The sequence below is a fragment of the Streptomyces diastatochromogenes genome, assembly GCF_002242805.1.
Taxonomy (GTDB): domain Bacteria; phylum Actinomycetota; class Actinomycetes; order Streptomycetales; family Streptomycetaceae; genus Streptomyces; species Streptomyces diastatochromogenes.
The window spans coordinates 32,780-53,046 of sequence record NZ_MCGQ01000009.1 but is presented as its reverse complement, the minus strand read 5'-3'; the positions used below and the strand labels follow the sequence as shown (position 1 = coordinate 53,046).

Genomic DNA, 20,267 nt, shown 5'->3' with positions numbered 1-20,267 from the left:
CTGATGACGTGCCGAAGCCTCTCAGCCTCCCCTTCGACCCCATCGCCCGTGCCGACGAGCACTGGAAGCAGCGCTGGGGAAACGTGCCCTCGATGGCCGCGATCACCTCGATCATGCGGGCGCAGCAGATCCTGCTGGCCGAGGTCGACGCGGTGGTCAAGCCGTACGGCCTGACCTTCGCGCGCTACGAGGCGCTGGTGTTGCTCACCTTCTCCAAGGCCGGTGAGCTGCCGATGTCCAAGATCGGCGAGCGGCTGATGGTGCACCCCACGTCCGTGACGAACACCGTGGACCGGCTGGTGAAGTCGGGGCTCGTCGCCAAGCGGCCCAACCCCAACGACGGGCGCGGCACGCTCGCCGTCATCACCGACAAGGGCCGCGAGGTGGTCGACGCGGCCACCCGCGACCTGATGGCGATGGACTTCGGCCTCGGGGTGTACGACGCCGAGGAATGCGCGGAGATCTTCGCGATGCTGCGCCCGCTGCGGATCTCGGCACACGATTTCGACGAGGAGTGACCCGGGGCAAGATCTCCCGGAACGGACGGTTACGCTCGACCGCATGAAGAAGAGCGTGCTGACCCGCTACCGCGTCCTGGCCTACGTCACCGGTGTGCTGCTGGTCCTGCTGTGCCTGAGCATGATCGCCAAGTACGGGATGGATGTCGACGGCGCCGCCGACTTCACCCGGGTCGTCGCCATCGCGCACGGCTGGCTGTACGTCGTGTACCTGGTCTTCGCCTTCGACCTGGGCTCCAAGGCGAAGTGGCCGGTCGGCAAGCAGCTGTGGGTGCTGCTGGCGGGGACGATCCCGACGGCCGCCTTCTTCGTCGAGCGGAAGATCAGCCGCGAGCTGGACGCCAAGGTCGCCGACCCGGCCCCGGCCGTCGCCAAGGTCTGACCTCCACCGGCCAACACCGCCGTACGGGTGCCGTACAGGTGCCGTACGGCGGTTGCCCATCGACATTTACTAGGACGTCCTAGTAAATTCGATGGTATGGACGCTCACGCCATCGAGGAGGGCCGCCGACGCTGGCAGGCCCGATACGACGCCGCGCGCAAGCGCGACGCAGACTTCACCACGCTCTCCGGTGATCCCGTGGAGCCGGTGTACGGGCCCCGACCGGGCGACACGTACGAGGGATTCGAAAGGATCGGCTGGCCCGGGGAGTACCCCTTCACGCGCGGGCTCCATCCGACCGGCTACCGCGGGCGTACCTGGACGATCCGCCAGTTCGCCGGGTTCGGCAACGCCGAGCAGACCAACGAGCGCTACAAGATGATCCTCGCCGCCGGTGGCGGGGGTCTGTCCGTGGCCTTCGACATGCCGACCCTGATGGGACGCGACTCCGACGAACCGCGCTCGCTGGGCGAGGTCGGGCACTGCGGGGTGGCGATCGACTCGGCCGCCGACATGGAGGTCCTGTTCAAGGACATCCCGCTCGGTGACGTCACGACGTCGATGACGATCAGCGGGCCCGCCGTACCCGTCTTCTGCATGTACCTGGTCGCCGCCGAACGGCAGGGTGTGGACCCCGGGGTGCTCAACGGGACCCTGCAGACCGACATCTTCAAGGAGTACATCGCGCAGAAGGAGTGGCTCTTCCAGCCGGAGCCCCATCTGCGCCTCATCGGCGACCTCATGGAGTACTGCGCCGCCGGCATCCCCGCCTACAAGCCGCTGTCCGTCTCCGGGTACCACATCCGCGAGGCCGGGGCCACGGCCGCACAGGAGCTGGCGTACACGCTCGCGGACGGGTTCGGGTACGTGGAGCTGGGGCTCTCCCGCGGGCTCGACGTGGACGTCTTCGCCCCTGGGCTGTCCTTCTTCTTCGACGCCCACGTCGACTTCTTCGAGGAGATCGCCAAGTTCCGTGCGGCCCGGCGCATCTGGGCCCGCTGGATGCGGGACGTGTACGGGGCGAAGAGCGAGAAGGCGCAGTGGCTGCGGTTCCACACGCAGACCGCCGGTGTCTCGCTGACCGCGCAGCAGCCGTACAACAACGTGGTGCGTACGGCCGTGGAGGCGCTGTCCGCCGTGCTCGGCGGGACCAACTCGCTGCACACCAACGCCCTGGACGAGACGCTGGCGCTGCCGAGCGAGCAGGCCGCGGAGATCGCGCTGCGTACGCAGCAGGTGCTGATGGAGGAGACCGGGGTCGCCAACGTGGCGGATCCGCTGGGTGGTTCGTGGTACGTCGAGCAGCTGACGGACCGGATCGAGGCGGACGCGGAGAAGATCTTCGAGCAGATCAGGGAGCGGGGGCTCAGGGCTCACCCGGACGGGCGGCACCCGATCGGGCCGATCACCTCCGGGATCCTGCGCGGGATCGAGGACGGCTGGTTCACCGGGGAGATCGCGGAGTCCGCGTTCCGGTATCAGCGGGCGTTGGAGAAGGGTGAGAAGCGGGTGGTGGGCGTCAACGTCCACACCGGGTCGGTGACCGGGGATCTGGAGATCCTGCGGGTCAGCCATGAGGTGGAGCGGGAGCAGGTTCGGGCGCTGGGTGCGCGGAAGGCTGCGCGGGACGAGGCGGCGGTTTCCGCGGCGCTGGACGGGATGCTTGGCGCTGCGCGGTCCGGGGCGAACATGATCGAGCCGATGCTGGATGCGGTGCGTGCCGAGGCGACCCTCGGGGAGATCTGTGGGGTGCTGCGGGAGGAGTGGGGGGTGTACACGGAGCCGGCCGGTTTCTAGGCGCCGTTGCTCGGTACGGGCGTACCAGGGGGCTCCGCCCCTGGTACGCCCGGCCTATGTGGACGGGTCAGGAGTCGTCAGGCCCGTCAGTAGTACCCGGGTGAAACTGTGTACCCATTCCTCGTCCGCCGGCTTGCCGCTCACCAGGGTGCGGTGGACCACCGCGCCCGCGACCATGTCGAAGATCAGGTCACCCGTGCGGGCGGATTCCGCGGCGTCGGGTTCCGGGGGGAGTTCGCCGCGGCACTGGGCGCGGGCGCGGCCCTCCAGGACCAGGCGCATCTGGCGGTCCACGATGGAGGCGCGGATGCGTTCGCGCAGGGCGTCGTCGCGGGTCGACTCCGCGACCACCGCCATCAGGCCGCTGCGGGCCTCCGGGCGGTCCAGGATGGCCGCGAACTGCAGGACCACGCCCTCGATGTCGGCGGCCAGGCTGCCCCGGTCGGGCATCTCCAGCTCGTCGAAGAGTTCGGCGACCGCGTCGACCACCAGTTCGTGCTTGCCGGCCCAGCGGCGGTACAGCGTCGTCTTCGCAACCCCGGCCCGCGTGGCCACGTCTCCCAGCGTGAGCTTGGACCAGCCGAGCTCCACCAGTGCCGCACGGGTGGCCGCCAGGATCGCGGCGTCAGCGGCGGCGCTGCGCGGGCGTCCGGTACGGCTGGCGGGGGTGCGGCTCTGCATCCCACGACCATAACCGGCCGTTTCTGTGAGGCCGTGAGGGAGATCACCGGGGCGTGGTGTCGCGGGGGCCCCGCATGCCATTACGCTACGACTCGTAGCGAAAGCTCGTGAGGGACGTACACGGGCGACGATCACCGGCGTGGGGTGGGGACCCCGGCGCCCACCACATCGCTTTTTCATTCATGCGCGGGAACGGGGGAGGATAGACGCATGCAGCCACGGAACATGTCCACGAGCGGCGTCGTCGACCTCGCCGCGGTAAAGGCGGCCCAGGAGGCCAAGACCAAGGCGGAGCAGGCGCGCGCCGAAGCCGCCCGGCAGGGCGGGGCGGGGGCCGTCTCTCCGGCCGATCTCGTCATCGATGTCGACGAAGCCGGTTTTGAGCGCGATGTCCTGCAGCGCTCCGCCGAAGTCCCCGTCGTCATCGACTTCTGGGCCGAGTGGTGTCAGCCCTGCAAGCAGCTGAGCCCGGTCCTGGAGCGACTGGCGGTCGAGTACGACGGGCGCTTCCTGCTCGCCAAGATCGACGTCGACGCCAACCAGATGTTGATGCAGCAGTTCGGGGTCCAGGGGATCCCCGCCGTGTTCGCGGTCGTCGCCGGGCAGGCGCTGCCGCTCTTCCAGGGGGCCGCCGGCGAGCAGCAGATCCGGGAGACCCTGGACCAGCTGGTGCAGGTCGCCGAGCAGCGCTTCGGGCTGACCGGTCTGGTCGTCGACCCGGACGCGCAGCCGGGCGCCGCCGCCGAGCGCGAGGTGCCGGCCGGGCCGTACGACGCCCTGCTCGAAGCGGCCGTACAGGCGCTCGACGCGGGCGACTTCGGCGGGGCCGTCCAGGCCTACAAGAACGTACTGAGCGACGACCCGGCCAACACGGAGGCCAAACTGGGCCTCGCGCAGGCCGAGTTGCTCCAGCGGGTGCAGGGCATGGACCCGCAGCAGGTGCGCAAGGAGGCCGCCGAGAAGCCGGGTGACGTGGACGCGCAGATCGCGGCCGCCGACCTCGACCTGGTGGGCGGTCATGTCGAGGACGCCTTCGGGCGGCTCATCGAGACCGTGCAGCGCACGGTGGGTGACGACCGGGACGCGGTGCGGCGCCGGCTGCTGGAGCTGTTCGAGGTCGTGGGCCCCGAGGACCCGCGGGTGGTCGGGGCGCGCCGCGCCCTGGCCCGCGCCCTGTTCTGACCAGTTACTAAACGCCACGGCTTGTGATGCCGGGGTGAAAGATTTGCCGACGTGGCGTCAGGGCGGCTGCGCTTTACCAAATCTTGGTAATCGCAGCCGCTGTTACTCGCAGTAAATCAGAGCCGTTGATCTGTCTGGTTTCGTCCAGGGATCAACGGCTTTGCTCTGCCCCTGGATGCGACCGAGTGTTGCCCTCCGAGACCGGCGGGTCGTTGTTCGGTTATCCGGCCGTTACTAGCGAGTAACGAACCCCCTTGTGCCGGGCGCGAGAATGCACCACGATCGGCGACGCTCGGTCCATTCCCGTACCCCGACAGCCGGTCGGGTCACGGGAGACTCTGGGTCCCCACCGAGCAGAGCCGGCGGCAGTGGCGCCGGCTCTAGGACAGGGGGGTCTTCGCCGGACCGGCGAAGCCTGTCCAGAGGTTGTGCGTGATGCGTGTCAGGCGCGACCAGTGGTTGTCGCTCGGGGGTGATCGCCGGTGATTCGGGCGCGGTTCGCGCCTCCGAGTACGGGCGCTCTCCTTCCCGAGGACGTAGCACTTCTCCCATCCCTGCCTGGCTGAGCCGCCGACTGGGGCGAGTCCGGGCCAGGAGATGTACGTCCGAGAAGGAGGAAATATGGAGTCCCAGGTGCGTGGCGGGACCAGATGGAAGCGGTTCGCTGTGGTCATGGTGCCCAGCGTCGCCGCAACGGCCGCGATAGGTGTCGCCCTCGCGCAGGGCGCTCTCGCTGCTTCGTTCAGCGTTTCGGGTCAGTCGTTCAAGGTGACGGCGCAGTCGCTCCACGGTGACGGCTTCGCTCAGTACGGGGCGATCGACCAGGGCTACACGATGTCCGGCGGCAAGACGGCTCACGCCGTCGCGGTCTCGGCGTTCAAGAACGCCACGATCCAGAAGATGTGCCAGTCGGTCGTCACCCCGGACATCCCGCTGCTCGGCGATGTCACCCTGCGGCTGGAGGCGGGTGACAGCTCCGACAAGGACAAGCAGGTCCAGGCTGACAACCTGTACATCGACGTCGAGGACCTGCAGGCCGACGCCACGTTCCACGGCCTCGACATCGGCGTGGCCGCCAAGGACGCCAGCAAGGGTCCGGGTATGAAGGGCAACGGCGAGCAGGCCAACCCGTTCGGCTTCGCCCAGCAGGCCGACTCGGTGGACCTGACCGACGTGAAGCAGACGGCGTGGGCGACCACCGCCGGAACCTTCAAGCTCAGCGGTCTCCACATGTCGCTGAAAAAGGGCAGTGGCAAGGGAATCGAGTGCTACTAAGCACTCGGTGATCGGGCGGGGGAGCCTACGGCACCCCCGCCCGTCCTGACTCCGGCCGCGTCTTCACGCGCGGCACACATCACCACCACAGCAACGCCGCACCAGGGAGCTGTTTTCCATGAGCGCCGAGACTCCTGCCGCCGAAGCCGGCCAGTTCACCCGCCGGAGGCTGCAGTTCCGCGCATGGCGGGGCACCCGTCCGTTCTGGGCCGGGCTGTTCGTCCTGCTCAGCGGTCTTCCGATCATGTACTTCCCGTACTTCCATCTCCAGATCGGTCATCTGACGCTGGCGATGGCGACCACGGCGGGGGCCGGCTCCCTGATCATCGGCGTGCTGCTCATCGTGCTGGGCGTCAGCCTCTGGTTCCAGAAGCACGTACGGACGTTCGCGGGAGTCGCCGCGATCCTGCTCGCGCTGGTGTCCCTCCCCGTGTCCAACTTCGGCGGCTTCATCATGGGCTTCCTGCTCGCCCTCGTCGGCGGAGCGATGGCCGTGGCGTGGGTGCCGGGCGCGCCGCCGCAGCCGGAGCCGCCGGCCGGGCCCGGCCCGGGTGAGGGCGCAGCCCCCGAAGCCGCACCGCTGCCGCGTCAGGCCGCGGACGGGGTGAGCGAGTCGTACGACCTGTCAGGGACGAGCCCGGCCAACGAGGCGAACGGGAGGCACAGTGCCGGCTGACGAGGTGGCCCACGGGACCGACGTGGACGGGTCCCGTACCAGAACCGGGCCACGCCACGCGGCACCCAAGAAGCCGCTGTTCACCAGGTTCCACATGCCGGGCGGCAAGGCGATCGCCTCCGTGGCGATGCCCACGGCGGTCATCGTGGGCATGGGTTTCACGTCGACCTTCGCCCTCGCCGACAACGGCAGCACGCCGTCGACGTCCAACAGCCAGAAGGCCGCCGACTACAAGGACTGCGTCACGGCACTGGACGACTCCAAGGACGCCTCGGCCTCGCCGTCGCCGTCCGCGAGCGAGTCCACCGCCACGGCCACGCCGACCCCCACGGCGTCCGCCGGCACCCAGGACGGCAAGGACACGGGCAAGACCTCTTCGTCGGATTCAGGTTCCGGCGACCAGGCCACGCCCAAGCCGACGGCGACCTCCGGCTCCTCCGACTCGGGTTCGGACTCCGGCTCCTCGGGCTCCGGTGGCGGCAGCACGGCCACGCCGACCCCGTCGGCGTCCCAGAGCAGCGGCGGCACCATCCTGGACACCATCGGCGACACGATCGGTGACATCGGTGACGTCCTGACCGGCGGCAAGAAGGACTCCGGTACGTCCGCGAGCCCGACGCCGTCCGCGTCCGAGTCGTCGTCACCGGCCACGTCGTCCTCGTCCGGCACGTCCGGCTCCTCGGGCACGGGCAGCGCCTCCGACACCGTCAAGGACACCGCGACCAAGGCCGCCAAGACGGTCGAGGACACGGTCAAGGACACCACCGGCACCGTCTCCAAGACGGCCGAGGACGCCACCAAGGCGGCCAAGGACGCGGCCGAGTCGGCCACGCCCAGCCCCTCCGCCAGCTCCTCGACCTCCGCGGACGACTGCCCGGCGGCCACCGACGACGAGAGCGGCGTCGACAACAAGGTGCCGGTGGCGGACGACCCCTGGTACCTGAACGCCAGCTCGCTGCTCCTGAAGGGCGCCGACTACCAGGGCATCGTCGAGGTGAAGACGGCCGACGGCACCAAGAAGAAGGTGCTGAAGTACGTCATCTCCGGCGGCACGGACATCGGTGACCTGCACCAGACGGTCAACGACAAGCAGTCCGGCAAGACCTACCACGTGCAGGCCTCCAAGGGCTCGACGTCCACCATCCGCAACGGCGACACCGTGATGTACACCCAGAGCATCTCGGGCAACCTGTTCGGCCTGATCCCGGTGACGTTCAGCCCCGACAGCCCGCCGCCCCTGAACATCCCGCTGATCTACTTCACCAACGTGAAGGTGGTCCAGGCGGCCCAGTTCGGTGGCGACCTCCACGTGCCCGGCATGCACGTGTACACGACCGACTGAGCAGCCGTTCAAGCCCGTTCGGGAGCCGCACGCCGTGGCCCGGTCCTCCGCTTGTGGAGGGCCGGGCCACGGCCTTTGTGACCCTTTACAGGCTTCACACCTTCCTCATAGTGTGCTCTTGCCGTGGGCATGACCAGCCCCGGTACGGGGGCACCACACCAGGAACAGCACAGCCGTGACGCGAAGTTACGGCCTACAGGTGTGCACATCCCCCGCCCACCGAGTGAGGGGGACCTCGCGCTCCATGTTCAGTCATGTCAGCCGCCCGGTGCGCCGGGCGGCCTCGGTCGCGGCGGTGCTCGCCACGGCCGCCGTCCTCGCGATGACGACGGCGAAGGTCGCACCGACCTCGCCCACCGCACCCGGAACGGCAGCACACGCGACACGCCCCGAGCGGGCACCGCTCCTGCAGCAGGCCGCCGGCACCGGTACCGGGATGTTCCCGCTCCTCGCCCGTGCCAAGGACGGCCACCTCTACGACTACGAGCCCACCGGCACCGGCGGCTTCGAGCCCAGGTTCGACCTCGGCGGCGGCTACACCGACGCGACCGCCCTGGCCCAGGCCAACATCTCCCGCAACCTCACCGGCACCGACCTGTACGCCGTCATCGACGGCACGCTCTACTACACGGCCGAGCGCGGCGCCGACACCAAGGTGCTCGGCACCGGCTGGGACGCCTACGACCTCCTCGTCTCCGCCGACAACCTGGCCGGCACCGCCCACCCCGACCTGCTCGCCCGCGACAAGGACGGCGCGCTCTGGCTCTACCAGGGCAAGGCCGACGGCACCCTGACCGCCAAGGTCCGTGCCTCCGCCTCGGGTTGGGACGCCATGAACGAGATCACCGGCCGGGGTGACTACACCGGCGACGGCAAGGCCGACATCATCGCGCGCAGCAGCACCGGGACGCTCTACCTCTACCCGGGGACCGGAAACGCCACCGCGGACGCCGTGTTCGGCACCCGGGTCACGGTCGCGGCGGTCGGCGGCACGGCGTGGAGCACCTACGGCGACCTCGTGTCCGTGGGCGACAACGACGGTGACGGCAAGGCGGATCTGACCGCCGTGGACAAGCTGGGCATCGTGTGGCTCTACAAGGGCACCGGGAAGTCCTCGGCCCCCTTCGCCGCCCGTACCCAGATCGGCGCGATGACCTGGTCGGGGTACAACTTGCTCTTCTGAGCAGCCGTCACCCTCCCTTTTCTTTTTCGCAGAACGTTTCTTTTCAGCAGAACGGCTGATTTCCGTATGCGCTCACACGCGTCTCAGAACCGGCGCAGACGCCGGAACGGGGCCCGGCCTCCAGGCATCTGGAGCGGGCTGCTCACCACCGCCACCGCGCTGAGTACCGCCGCCGTCATCGCGGTCACCGGCGGCCACCTTCCCGACATCGTCCAGCCCGTCGCGGCCACCGCGGACACCCCGGGCACCACCCCTGCCGACCTCAAGCAGGCCGCACAGCTGCGCGAGGACCAGTGCCGCCTCAACTACGTCCTGCGCAAGGCCGGTCCGGCCATGAAGGAGGTGGCACGGACCGGCCTCTACGGCACTCCTGAGCAGCTGCACACCGCGGCGAACGCGGAGTACTGGACGGACACGCCGCTCTCCCTGGCCTACGACAAGGACAAGGCCGGCTCGGACGCCAAGCTGACCGAGCTGCACGCCCGCCCCGACGCCTGGGAGAAGTCCCTCGCGGTCGCCACTCCGCCCCCGCCCTACACGGTCACCGGGTTCCAGTGGGTCGAGCCACCGACCCCGTTCGACAAGATCGGCCTCAACGGCTGGATCGCCGACCAGTTCTGGAAGGACGAGGGCGACTTCTACGCCGACGTCCAGCCCACGGCCAGCAAGGACTCCGTCGACGCGGCCACCACGGTCTACAAGGCCCGTTACTCACCCGACAGCACGGCCGACTACGACGACCGCCAGGCGTGGGAGTCCCTGCAGTTCATGCACGGCATGTACGCCGACGACGCGCGTATGTTCCTGCAGTACGGAGGCTTCCCGACCAGCGCCCCCGACCCGGACTCGATGGAGTTCCGGATCGACGTGGAGAACCTCAAGTCCCGGTTCGCCTCCTGCACCTGGAGCAACCCGCAGGACCCGCACTCGGTGCTGGGCGAGGAACTCGGGGTCGCCGCCACGGAGTGGCAGAGCGAGCTGGACGGCCAGAAGGCCCAGCGCAACGCCATCCTGGTGTCCGAGGCGCAGGCGAACACGGACCTGAAGGCGGCCTCGCAGGCGCTCGGTGAGGCGCTCGGTCAGTCCCTGATCGCCGCCCGGCTCACGGACTGGCAGGCGTACTGGACCAAGCAGAAGGCGGCCGACCACCCGAACGACTACCCGACGAAGGCGGAGTTCGACAAGGTCAAGAAGTGGATCACGGACGCGCAGGGACGCGCCTCCGGTCGTCTCTTCGTTGCCTCCCGTGCCGCCCTCGATGCCAAGAACGCCGCTGCCGACGTCAGCAAGGCGCAGGACGAGGCGTACGCCATCGCCGACAAGGCCGGGCTGCCGCGCGGCCGGGGTCTGATGTACGGCCAGCAGGCCGCCCAGATCGCCAAGGCGTCCGCGGCCGCGGCCCAGGCCGCCGCGAAGGCGACCGACACCGCCTTCCAGGCCACCCGTGCCTCGGCCGGTGACAGCAAGACGCTGAACGACCTGGCCAACACCCAGGCGCACGCCACGAAGGCCGAGTTCCGGCGCAAGGCCGCCCAGGAGGCCGAGGCCCAGGCGAAGGCCGCCGCCGAGGGCGCCGCGGCGCAGGCCAAGGAGGCCGCCCAGCACGCCTCCGACGCGAAGGCCGCCGAGAACAAGGCCAAGGCCGCCGAGCAGACCGCTAAGGACGCGGCCGCCGACGCCGACGCCAAGCGGCAGAAGGCCGAGTCCGAACGCGACTACGCCAAGGCGCAGAAGGACCTCGCGGCCGCCGAGCGGCAGAAGGCGAAGGACGCCGACGCGCGGGCCCAGTCGCAGCGCACGGTCGCGGCCGACAGGCTCTCCGACGCGCAGGCCGCGGGCCGGACGGCGGCCGACAAGAAGGACGCGGCGGTCGCCGCCGAGGGCCGGGCCGCGGACGCCCGGGCCGACGCGCGAAGGGCCGCGCAACGGCGCGACAGCCTGGCGGCGAAGGCCGACGCCGCGGAGGCCCTGCTGGCCGCGGTGGACAGCACCGGGGACTCCATCGAGGCGCGCGACGCGGCAACCAAGGCCCGCAAGGCGGCCGACGACGCCACCGACGCGGCGACCGCGGCCCGCAGCGCGGCCGACGACGCCACCGAGGCGGCCACCAACGCCCGAGAGGCGGCCACCAAGGCCGAAGGCGCGGCCAAGCGCGCCCAGGCCGCGGCGGACGACGCCAAGGCGGACGTCAAGGTGACCGAGGCAGCGGTGAAGAAGGCCCACGCGGCCGCCGCCGACGCCATCGACGCCTCCGCCGCCGCCAAGTGGAACGCGATCACCGCCAAGGCGGAGGCGGAAACCGCGCAGAAGGCGGCCACCAAGGCCCGGGGCGACGCCACGGTGTCCCGCTCCGAGGCCAACCTCGCGGGCGCCGACTCGATCCGCGCCGCGGGGCACGCCTACGCCACCGCGCAGGCCGCGGCGGCCGCCCGTGACTCGGCGGCCCGGGTGGTCAAGCCCGCCAACGACGCCATCGAACTCGGCTCCCCGTACGCGGAGACCGACTCCTCGGCGGGTCTCGCCGTGCTGACCGGTCAGGCCTCGAAGACGGCCGCCCAACAGCAGGCGGCGCTGGCCAAGGCCAAGGCCGCCCAGGCGGCCAAGGCGGCGGCCGAGGCCAAGGCGCAGGCCGCGAAGGCGGACGCCGACGCCAAGGCGGCGGCCGAGGCTGCGGCGAACGCGGCCGACTACGCGGCGCAGGCCGCCGGCTCCGCGGCGGACGCCCAGGCGTCGGCCGACGCGGCGGACGCGTCCGCGAAGGCGGCCAAGAAGTCCGAGGCCAACACCGTCGAGTACGACAAGCAGGCCAAGGAGGACGCGGAGGCGGCACAGACGGCCGCCGACTCCGCCGGCGACTACGCCACCCAGGCCGACGCGGAGGCCGACGACGCCGAGCGGGACGCGGCCAGCGCCCGCAGCGCGGCGAGTGACGCGGAGGGCGACGCCGCCAGTGCGCGGGGCGTCGCCGACCAGGCCGAGAAGGACGCGACCACCGCGGAGGCGGCTGCTGCCAAGGCCCGCGACCTCGCCGTCGAGGCCGCCCAGGACGCCATCCGCACCCAGCAGGCCGACTTCGAGGACGCGGAGGAGCGGGGCCGCACGGCCGACGGCGGCGGCACCGGTGTCGAGGGCGTCGTGATGAAGCCCAGCGGCGACACGCTGGTCGACATCGATCCACAGAGCGACTGCGTGGGCACCGGATCGGGTCCCAACGCGGGCTGCGACATCGACCTCAAGTACCACGTGTACGGCGAGATGGACTTCTACCTGGAGACCTGCTCGCTGCCCGGGGTCGAACGCAGCAAGTGCGGCGCCGGCCTCAAGCACGACTACCTGACGAGCATGCCGCTCGATGTGAAGTTCGAAGAGAAGAAAGTCCACATCAACGGCTACAAGCTCACCGAGCAGATCCTCAAGTCCGTGGCCCTGGCCGCGATCGACGACATCGTCGGCTGCTCCAAGGGCAAGATCAGCAGCTGTGCGTGGCTCGTGGGGAGCATCGTCATCCCCGGCCTGCTCGGGAAGATGGCCGAGGCCGCGATCGCGGTGCGCATGGCGCTGCGGGACGGCACCAGGATCAGCACGGCACTGTGGGGGCTGCGCGGCTCGGGACTGGCCGCGGCCGCGATCGCGCAACTGGAGAAGCTCGGCGGCAAGGCCCTGCTGACCAAGTGCTTCCCCGCGGGGACCAAGGTCGCGACGGCCGACGGGCCCAAGCCCATCGAGGACATCGAGGTCGGTGATCGCGTCTGGTCGCAGGACCAGGCGACCGGCAAGAAGTCGCTGCAGCCGGTGCTGAAGCTGTTCCACCGGACGGTGGCGTCCCTGGTCCGGATCAGAACCGCTGACGGTCAGGTCGAGGCAACCGACTCGCACCGCTTCTGGGTGCGGGAACGGGGCTGGGTCGAGGCCGGGGAACTGCGGGCCGGAGACACCTTCGAGACCCGGGACGGCGGCTCCACGCAGGTCCTCGGCACCTCTGTGGCCGAGGGACCCGTCCGGGTCTTCAACTTCGAGGTCGAGAACAACCACACGTACTACGTGTACGCGGGGTCGCAGCCGGTCCTGGTGCACAACGACTGCGTCCAGGCGGTCCTCGACGATCTCGTCCACGAAGGCGACCACATCGTCCTCGGCGTCAACCCGTTCTCCGACGACCTGGCCAAGAAGACCCTGGAGAACACCGGGGCGAGGACGTTCAACGGTGACCCCTTCGGCATGGAGATACCCGAAGGAATGGGTATGGGCCGGGGACGGCCGGTCTGGACGGTCGGTGTCGCGCGAGCGGTGGAGAATCCGAACATCGAGCTCTCGGTGACGCTGGACGGTGTGAAGGGTGCCAACACGGCGAACGAGGCGCTTGACGCCCTGCTGGCCCGGGGCGAGACGATCACCTCGGGCGACTGGGCGACCATCTCGAAGTCCGGCTACGGAACCGCGTGGGAGATGACCGAACTGCGCCGTGCGGTGCGCCTGGAGAAGCGCCCGTGGTCCTCGATCAAGTGGTACATGACCAACGAGGAGGGCCAGGTCGTGAGGGTCTTCCCGGAGCGGTTCAAGTACGCCAACGGCGAACCGGTGCCGGAATAGAAGGGAGGATTGCGGCCATGCCAGATTTCATCCGCGAGGGTCGGCTGTTCAGAGTCGTGGGATTCCATCCCTCCCACCGGCAGCTGTTCCTGACCAGCGAGCCGCTCGCCGTCGACCGGACCACGTCACAGGTGGAGGTCTACATCGGCCATGTCCGGTTGATGTTCCTCAAGCCCATCTACCGCGACGGCCTGCACATCCGCCGGGCCGGCGCCGAGGAGTTCGCCGTGCTGCGGGAACGGCACGGGCTCGAACCGGGCGATGCGGAGTACACCTGGATGCTGGAGCCGAACGGCGACAGCTTCGTCATCGGCAGCAACCCGAGCTGGCGCGAGGCCGAGTACAAGCTGATGGCTGACCGGGAGGAGCTGTACGACACCTCCAAGCCCTGGCCCCCGGACTACCCCGTGGAGTCGGGCACCGTCGGCTGACGGATGAACCACCGAGGGCGCCCCCTGTCACAGGGGGCGCCCTCACTGTCGTACAAGACCCTTGCGGGGAGCGTTACTTGGTCTCGCCGCCCACGTGGTGGACCCGGACCATGTTGGTGGTGCCGGGGACGCCGGGGGGCGAGCCGGCGGTGATGATGACCGTGTCGCCGGGGTTGAAGCGGCCCAGCTTGGCCAGCTCCTGGTCCACCATGTCGACCATCTCGTCGGTGCTGTTGACGAACGGCACGACGTTCGGCTCGACGCCCCAGCTGAGGGTCAGCTGGTTGCGGGTGTCCGCGTCGGTGGTGAAGGCGAGGATCGGCTGGGACGCGCGATAGCGGGACAGACGCCGGGCGGTGTCGCCGGACTGGGTGAAGGCGATCAGGCCGCGGCCGCCGAGGAAGTCGGCGATCTCGCAGGCCGCGCGGGCGACCGAACCACCCTGGGTGCGCGGCTTCTTGCCGGGGACCAGCGGCTGCAGGCCCTTGGAGAGCAGCTCCTGCTCGGCCGCGGTGACGATCTTCGACATGGTCTTGACGGTCTCGACCGGGTAGGCGCCCACCGAGGACTCCGCCGAGAGCATGACCGCGTCGGCACCGTCCAGGATCGCGTTGGCCACGTCGGAGGCCTCGGCGCGGGTCGGCCGGGAGTTGGTGATCATCGACTCCATCATCTGGGTCGCCACGATCACCGGCTTGGCGTTGCGCCGGCACATCTCCACCAGGCGCTTCTGCACCATGGGGACCTTCTCCAGCGGGTACTCGACGGCGAGGTCGCCGCGGGCCACCATGACGGCGTCGAACGCCGCGACGACTTCCTCCATGTTCTCGACCGCCTGCGGCTTCTCCACCTTGGCGATCACCGGGACCCGGCGGCCCTCCTCGTCCATCACGCGGTGGACGTCCTGCACGTCCTTGGCGTCCCGGACGAAGGACAGGGCGACCATGTCGCAGCCCATGCGGAGGGCGAAGCGCAGGTCCTCGATGTCCTTCTCGGACAGCGCCGGGACGTTGACGGCCGCGCCGGGCAGGTTGATGCCCTTGTGGTCGGAGACGACACCGCCCTCGATGACGATCGTCTTCACCCGCGGACCCTCGACGTCCAGGACCTTCAGCTCGACGTTGCCGTCGTTGATGAGGACCTGGTCGCCGCGCGACACGTCGCCCGGCAGCCCCTTGTACGTCGTGCCGCAGATGTGCTTGTCGCCCGGCACGTCCTCGGTCGTGATGACGAACTCGTCACCCCGCTCCAGCTCGACCGGACCCTCGGCGAAGGTCTCCAGGCGGATCTTCGGGCCCTGCAGGTCGGCGAGGACACCGATGGCCCGGCCGGTCTCCTTCGAGGCGGCACGGACGCGGTCGTACCGCGTCTGGTGCTCGGCGTGGGTGCCATGGCTGAAGTTGAAGCGGGCCACATTCATGCCGGCCTCGATCATCGAGACGAGCATCTCGTGGGAGTCGACCGCGGGGCCGAGAGTACAGACGATTTTCGAACGGCGCATGGGGGCGATCCTATCGGTTTGTTTCGCTGCGGAATATTCCGTCTGGCGGAAGATACAAATGGGCGGACATGCGCTCAGGCGTGTTACTGCCGTGTATTACTCAACTCCACTGCTCAGCTGTACCGCCTTTTGCTCAACTGACCACGCGGCGGAGCCGCATATTGTTACTGCCCGACCAGCGCGTACGTCTGTGTGGCGATCTCCAGTTCCTCGTCGGTCGGCACCACGGCGACCGCGACCCGCGCGGACTCCGGCGAGATCAGCCGCGGCTCGTCGCCGCGTACGGCGTTCAGCTCGCCGTCGACCGCCAGGCCCAGGCCCTCCAGGCCCGCGATCGCCGCCTCCCGCACCGGCGCCGCGTTCTCGCCGACGCCGGCCGTGAACGCGACCGCGTCCACCCGGCCGAGTACCGCGTAATAGGCGCCGATGTACTTCTTGATCCGGTGAATGTAAATGTCGAAGGCGAGCGCGGCCGCTTCGTCACCCTCGTCGATCCGGCGGCGGATCTCCCGCATGTCATTGTCCCCGCACAGGCCGAACAGACCGCTGCTCTTGTTGAGAAGAGTGTCGATCTCATCCATGGACATTCCGCCAACACGCGCCAAATGGAAGATGACGGCGGGATCCAGGTCGCCGGACCGCGTCCCCATCACCAGGCCCTCCAGCGGCGTCAGCCCCATGGAGGTGTCCACGCACCGGCCCCCCTCGACCGCCGACGCCGAGGCGCCGTTGCCGAGGTGCAGCACGATCACGTTCACCTCCGCCGGGTCCTTGCCCAGCAGGCGTGCCGTCTCCCGGGAGACGTACGCGTGCGAGGTGCCGTGGAAGCCGTAGCGGCGGATGCGGTGCCGGTCCGCGATCTTCGGGTCGATCGCGTAGCGGGCCGCGGACTCCGGCATGGTCGTGTGGAACGCCGTGTCGAAGACGGCGACCTGCGGCAGATCGGGGCGCAGCGCCTGCGCGGTGCGGATGCCGGTGAGGTTGGCCGGGTTGTGCAGCGGCGCGACCGGGATCAGCCGCTCGATCTCGGCGAGCACCTCGTCGTCGATGACGGTGGGCTCGGTGAAGAACATGCCGCCGTGCACCACCCGGTGCCCGATCGCGGCCAGTTCCGGCGACTCCAGGCCCAGACCGTCCCGGCCCAGCTCCTCGGCCACCGCCTTGAGGGCCGCGTCGTGGTCGGCGATCGGGCCGGTGTGCTCGCGGGTGTCGCCCGTGGTGAGGCAGGTGTGCTTGAGCCGGGAGGTCTGCTCGCCGATGCGCTCGACCAGACCCACCGCCAGCCGGCTGCTGTCCCGCATGTCCAGCAGCTGGTACTTCACCGACGAGGAGCCGGAGTTGAGAACGAGGACACGGATGGGGGAGGTCACTGCTGGGACGCCTTCTCGCTCGGGTTCTGGGCCTGGATCGCCGTGATGGCGACGGTGGAGACGATGTCCTGGACGAGTGCGCCCCGGGACAGGTCGTTGACCGGCTTGCGCAGCCCCTGCAGGACCGGTCCGACGGCGATCGCGCCGGCCGACCGCTGCACGGCCTTGTACGTGTTGTTGCCGGTGTTGAGGTCGGGGAAGATCAGCACGCTGGCCTGCCCGGCGACATCGGAGTCCGGCAGCTTGGTCGCGGCGATGGACGGCTCGACGGCCGCGTCGTACTGGATCGGCCCCTCGATCTTCAGGTCGGACCGCCGCGAGCGCGCCAGCTCGGTCGCCTCGCGCACCTTGTCGACGTCTGCGCCCGAACCCGACGTACCGGTGGAGTACGACAGCATCGCGATCCGCGGCTCCACGCCGAACTGCGCCGCCGTGGCCGCCGACTGGATGGCGATGTCCGCCAGCTGCTGGGCGTTCGGGTCCGGGTTGACCGCGCAGTCGCCGTACACCAGCACCTTGTCGGCCAGGCACATGAAGAAGACGGACGACACGATCGAGGACTCCGGCTTGGTCTTGATGATCTCGAAGGCGGGCCGGATGGTGGCCGCCGTGGAGTGCACCGAGCCCGACACCATGCCGTCGGCCAGGCCCTCCTGGACCATCAGGGTGCCGAAGTAGTTGACGTCGGAGACCACGTCGTAGGCCAGCTCCACCGTCACGCCCTTGTGGGCGCGCAGCGCCGCGTACTGCTCGGCGAAGGCGTCCCGCAGGTCGCTGGTGGCCGGGTCGATCAGCTGGGTGTCGCCGAGGTCGATGCCCAGGTCGGCGGCCTTCTTGCGGATCTGGTCGACCGGACCGAGCAGGGTCAGGTCGCACACCCCGCGGCGCAGCAGCACCTCGGCCGCGTGCAGCACCCGCTCCTCGGTCCCCTCCGGGAGAACGACCCTTCGCTTGTCCGAGCGGGCCTGCTCCAGCAGCTTGTGCTCGAACATCATCGGGGTGACCCGGTCGCTGCTCGGCGCCGAGACCCGGCGGGCCAGCTCGGCGGTGTCGGCGTACCGCTCGAACAGGCCGAGCGCGGTCTCCGCCTTGCGCGGGGTGGCCGCGGTCATCTCCCCCTCCAGGGAGAAGAGCTGCTCGGCGGTGGGGAAGCTGGTGCCGGAGACCGAGATCACCGGGGTGCCCGGGGCGAGCCGGGCGGCCAGCGTGAGGATCTCCTCGCTCGGCACCTCGTTCAGGGTGAGTACCACGCCGGCTATCGGCGGGGTGCCGGCACTGTGCGCGGCCAGCGAGCCGACGACCAGATCGGCCCGGTCGCCCGGGGTCACGACCAGGCAGCCCGGGGTCAGGGCGCTGAGGAAGTTCGGCAGCATCGCACCGCCGAAGACGAAGCCCAGCGCGTCCCGGGCGAGCCCGGAGTCGTCCCCGAGCAGCACCTTGGCGTCGAGGGTCTGGGCGATCTGCGCGACGGTCGGAGCGGACAGCGCGGGCTCGTCGGGCACCACGTAGCAGGGCACCGGCAGGCGGTCCGCGAGCCGTACGGCGATCTCGTCGCGGTCCTCGCGGCCCACCCGGTTGGTGACCACGGCGAGGACGTCGCAGCCCAGCCCGTCGTACGCGCGATAGGCGTTGCGCGTCTCGGCGAGCACGGACTCGGCCGTCTGCCCCCGGCCGCCGACCACCGGGATCACGGACGCGCCGAACTCGTTGGCGAGGCGGGCGTTCAGGGACAGCTCGTCCGGCAGCTGGGTGCCGGCGAAGTCGGTGCCGAGGACGAGGACGACGTCGTAGTCCCGGGCCACCAGATGGAAACGGTCGACCAGCGCGGAGACCAGTTCGTCCGTGCCCTGTTCCGCCTGGAGCGCGGACGCCTCCAGGTAGTCCATGCCGTAGACGGTCGCCGGGTCCTGGGAGAGGCGGTAGCGCGACCGCAGCAGTTCGAACATCCGGTCGGGCCGGTCGTGCACGAGCGGACGGAACACACCCACCCGGTCGACCTGCCGGGTCAGCAGCTCCATGACCCCGAGTTCGACGACCTGCCGGCCGTCGCCGCGGTCGATCCCGGTCACGTACACGCTGCGCGTCACGTGTGCACTCCGTTCCCTGTGTCTCGGCAGAGATGACTCGTCTGCGATGTCGTCTGCGATGTCTCGTCTACGGCATAAAAATCGCCCACCAAGGTGAGCAGAACCCTCTTGACAATACCCCCGGTGCCGGATAAGGCGCCCGTCAGGACTTCACCGCTCCGGCGGACGTGAAACAATCGGCACTGGCTCACCGGCACCGACAGCGAGCAGGAGACACAGCACGATGCGCATCGGAGTTCTCACCGCAGGCGGCGACTGCCCCGGCCTGAACGCCGTGATCCGGTCGGTCGTGCACCGAGCGGTGGCGCAGTACGGCGACGAGGTCATCGGCTTCGAGGACGGCTACCGGGGTCTGCTCGACCGCCACTACCGCTCCCTCGACCTGGACGCGGTCAGCGGCATCCTGGCCCGCGGCGGCACCATCCTCGGCTCCTCCCGCCTGGAGCGCGACCGGCTGCGCGAGGCCTGCGAAGGCGCCGCCGACATGGTCGAGGAGTTCGGCATCGACGCGCTGATCCCGATCGGCGGCGAGGGCACGCTGACCGCGGCCCGCATGCTCTCCGACGCGGGCCTGCCGGTCGTCGGCGTCCCCAAGACCATCGACAACGACATCTCCTCCACGGACCGCACCTTCGGCTTCGACACCGCGGTCGGCGTCGCCACCGAGGCGATGGACCGCCTGAAGACCACGGCCGAGTCCCACCAGCGCGTGATGGTCGTCGAGGTGATGGGCCGGCACGCCGGCTGGATCGCCCTGGAGTCCGGCATGGCCGCCGGCGCCCACGGCATCTGCCTGCCCGAGCGTCCCTTCGACCCCGCCGACCTGGTCAAGATGGTCGAGGAGCGCTTCGCCCGCGGCAAGAAGTTCGCGGTCGTCTGCGTCGCCGAGGGCGCCCACCCCGCCGAGGGCACCATGGACTACGGCAAGGGCGAGATCGACCAGTACGGCCACGAGCGCTTCCTGGGCATCGGCACCGCGCTCGCCTACGAGCTGGAGCGGCGCCTCGGCAAGGAGGCCAAGCCGGTCATCCTCGGCCACGTCCAGCGTGGCGGCGTCCCGACCGCGTACGACCGTGTCCTCGCCACCCGCTTCGGCTGGCACGCCGTAGAGGCCGCACACCGCGGGGACTTCGGCAAGATGACCGCGCTGCGCGGCACCGACGTCATGATGGTGCCGCTCGCGGAGGCGGTCACCGAGCTGAAGACGGTCCCGAAGGACCGCATGGACGAGGCGGAGTCGGTCTTCTAACCG

The 20,267-nt window shown here is 69.9% G+C and carries 15 protein-coding genes; 11 read left to right on the top strand and 4 right to left on the bottom strand.

The window, feature by feature from the left end; translation table 11 throughout:
* Nucleotides 1-8: 8 nt before the first annotated feature.
* The 3 genes from BEK98_RS09845 to icmA all read left to right on the top strand — a co-directional run bounded on the left by BEK98_RS09845 (nucleotide 9) and on the right by icmA (nucleotide 2,697).
* Nucleotides 9-518: a MarR family winged helix-turn-helix transcriptional regulator gene (locus tag BEK98_RS09845; protein WP_094216048.1), complete on the top strand. Its 510-nt coding sequence runs from the start codon at nucleotides 9-11 to the stop codon at nucleotides 516-518.
* Nucleotides 519-561: 43 nt separating this feature from the next.
* Nucleotides 562-900, top strand: a complete 339-nt coding sequence (locus BEK98_RS09840) for a DUF3817 domain-containing protein (protein ID WP_094216047.1) — start codon at nucleotides 562-564, stop codon at nucleotides 898-900.
* A 96-nt stretch (nucleotides 901-996) separates the two neighbouring features.
* Nucleotides 997-2,697 (top strand): coenzyme B12-dependent isobutyryl-CoA mutase large subunit, encoded by a 1,701-nt coding sequence (icmA, locus tag BEK98_RS09835; protein WP_094216046.1) that lies wholly within the window; start codon nucleotides 997-999, stop codon nucleotides 2,695-2,697.
* Nucleotides 2,698-2,751: 54 nt separating this feature from the next.
* On the opposite strand, the gene BEK98_RS09830 is transcribed toward icmA, so the two are convergent.
* Nucleotides 2,752-3,378 (bottom strand): TetR/AcrR family transcriptional regulator, encoded by a 627-nt coding sequence (locus BEK98_RS09830; RefSeq protein WP_094216045.1) that lies wholly within the window; start codon nucleotides 3,376-3,378, stop codon nucleotides 2,752-2,754.
* 210 nt (nucleotides 3,379-3,588) lie between these two features.
* On the opposite strand from BEK98_RS09830, the gene BEK98_RS09825 reads away from it, so the two are divergent.
* From BEK98_RS09825 to BEK98_RS09795, 7 genes are all read left to right on the top strand, one after another.
* Nucleotides 3,589-4,560, top strand: coding sequence for a tetratricopeptide repeat protein (locus BEK98_RS09825; protein ID WP_094216044.1), 972 nt, complete (start codon nucleotides 3,589-3,591; stop codon nucleotides 4,558-4,560).
* 621 nt (nucleotides 4,561-5,181) lie between these two features.
* Entirely contained in the window at nucleotides 5,182-5,835 is a 654-nt protein-coding gene (locus BEK98_RS09820; RefSeq protein ID WP_094216043.1) for a DUF6230 family protein, read from the top strand.
* A 118-nt stretch (nucleotides 5,836-5,953) separates the two neighbouring features.
* Nucleotides 5,954-6,511 (top strand): DUF6114 domain-containing protein, encoded by a 558-nt coding sequence (locus BEK98_RS09815; protein ID WP_094216042.1) that lies wholly within the window; start codon nucleotides 5,954-5,956, stop codon nucleotides 6,509-6,511.
* Entirely contained in the window at nucleotides 6,501-7,853 is a 1,353-nt protein-coding gene (locus BEK98_RS09810) for a hypothetical protein (protein ID WP_208643062.1), read from the top strand. The genes BEK98_RS09815 and BEK98_RS09810 overlap by 11 nt, the downstream gene beginning before the upstream one ends.
* A gap of 244 nt (nucleotides 7,854-8,097) precedes the next feature.
* A complete protein-coding gene (locus tag BEK98_RS09805; RefSeq protein ID WP_094216041.1) occupies nucleotides 8,098-9,036 on the top strand; it encodes an FG-GAP repeat domain-containing protein in 939 nt (312 codons plus the stop codon).
* Nucleotides 9,037-9,102: 66 nt separating this feature from the next.
* The gene (locus BEK98_RS09800) at nucleotides 9,103-13,626 is read left to right on the top strand and encodes a polymorphic toxin type 27 domain-containing protein (RefSeq protein ID WP_094216040.1); all 4,524 of its coding nucleotides are present in this window, start codon (nucleotides 9,103-9,105) and stop codon (nucleotides 13,624-13,626) included.
* Nucleotides 13,627-13,643: 17 nt separating this feature from the next.
* Nucleotides 13,644-14,057, top strand: a complete 414-nt coding sequence (locus BEK98_RS09795; RefSeq protein ID WP_094216039.1) for a hypothetical protein — start codon at nucleotides 13,644-13,646, stop codon at nucleotides 14,055-14,057.
* 73 nt (nucleotides 14,058-14,130) lie between these two features.
* Here the strand turns inward: BEK98_RS09795 and pyk are convergent, their stop codons facing one another.
* The 3 genes from pyk to pta form a co-directional block, all read right to left on the bottom strand.
* On the bottom strand, nucleotides 14,131-15,558 hold the full coding sequence (gene pyk, locus BEK98_RS09790) for a pyruvate kinase (protein ID WP_094216038.1): 1,428 nt from the start codon (nucleotides 15,556-15,558) through the stop codon (nucleotides 14,131-14,133).
* A 164-nt stretch (nucleotides 15,559-15,722) separates the two neighbouring features.
* Nucleotides 15,723-16,928 carry an acetate kinase gene (locus BEK98_RS09785; protein ID WP_094216037.1) on the bottom strand — a complete coding sequence of 402 codons (1,206 nt, stop codon included), beginning with the start codon at nucleotides 16,926-16,928 and terminating at the stop codon, nucleotides 15,723-15,725.
* A complete protein-coding gene (pta, locus tag BEK98_RS09780) occupies nucleotides 16,925-19,015 on the bottom strand; it encodes a phosphate acetyltransferase (protein WP_094216036.1) in 2,091 nt (696 codons plus the stop codon). The genes BEK98_RS09785 and pta overlap by 4 nt, the downstream gene beginning before the upstream one ends.
* A 223-nt stretch (nucleotides 19,016-19,238) precedes the next feature.
* On the opposite strand from pta, the gene BEK98_RS09775 reads away from it, so the two are divergent.
* The gene (locus tag BEK98_RS09775) at nucleotides 19,239-20,264 is read left to right on the top strand and encodes an ATP-dependent 6-phosphofructokinase (RefSeq protein ID WP_094216035.1); all 1,026 of its coding nucleotides are present in this window, start codon (nucleotides 19,239-19,241) and stop codon (nucleotides 20,262-20,264) included.
* Nucleotides 20,265-20,267 lie beyond the last annotated feature (3 nt).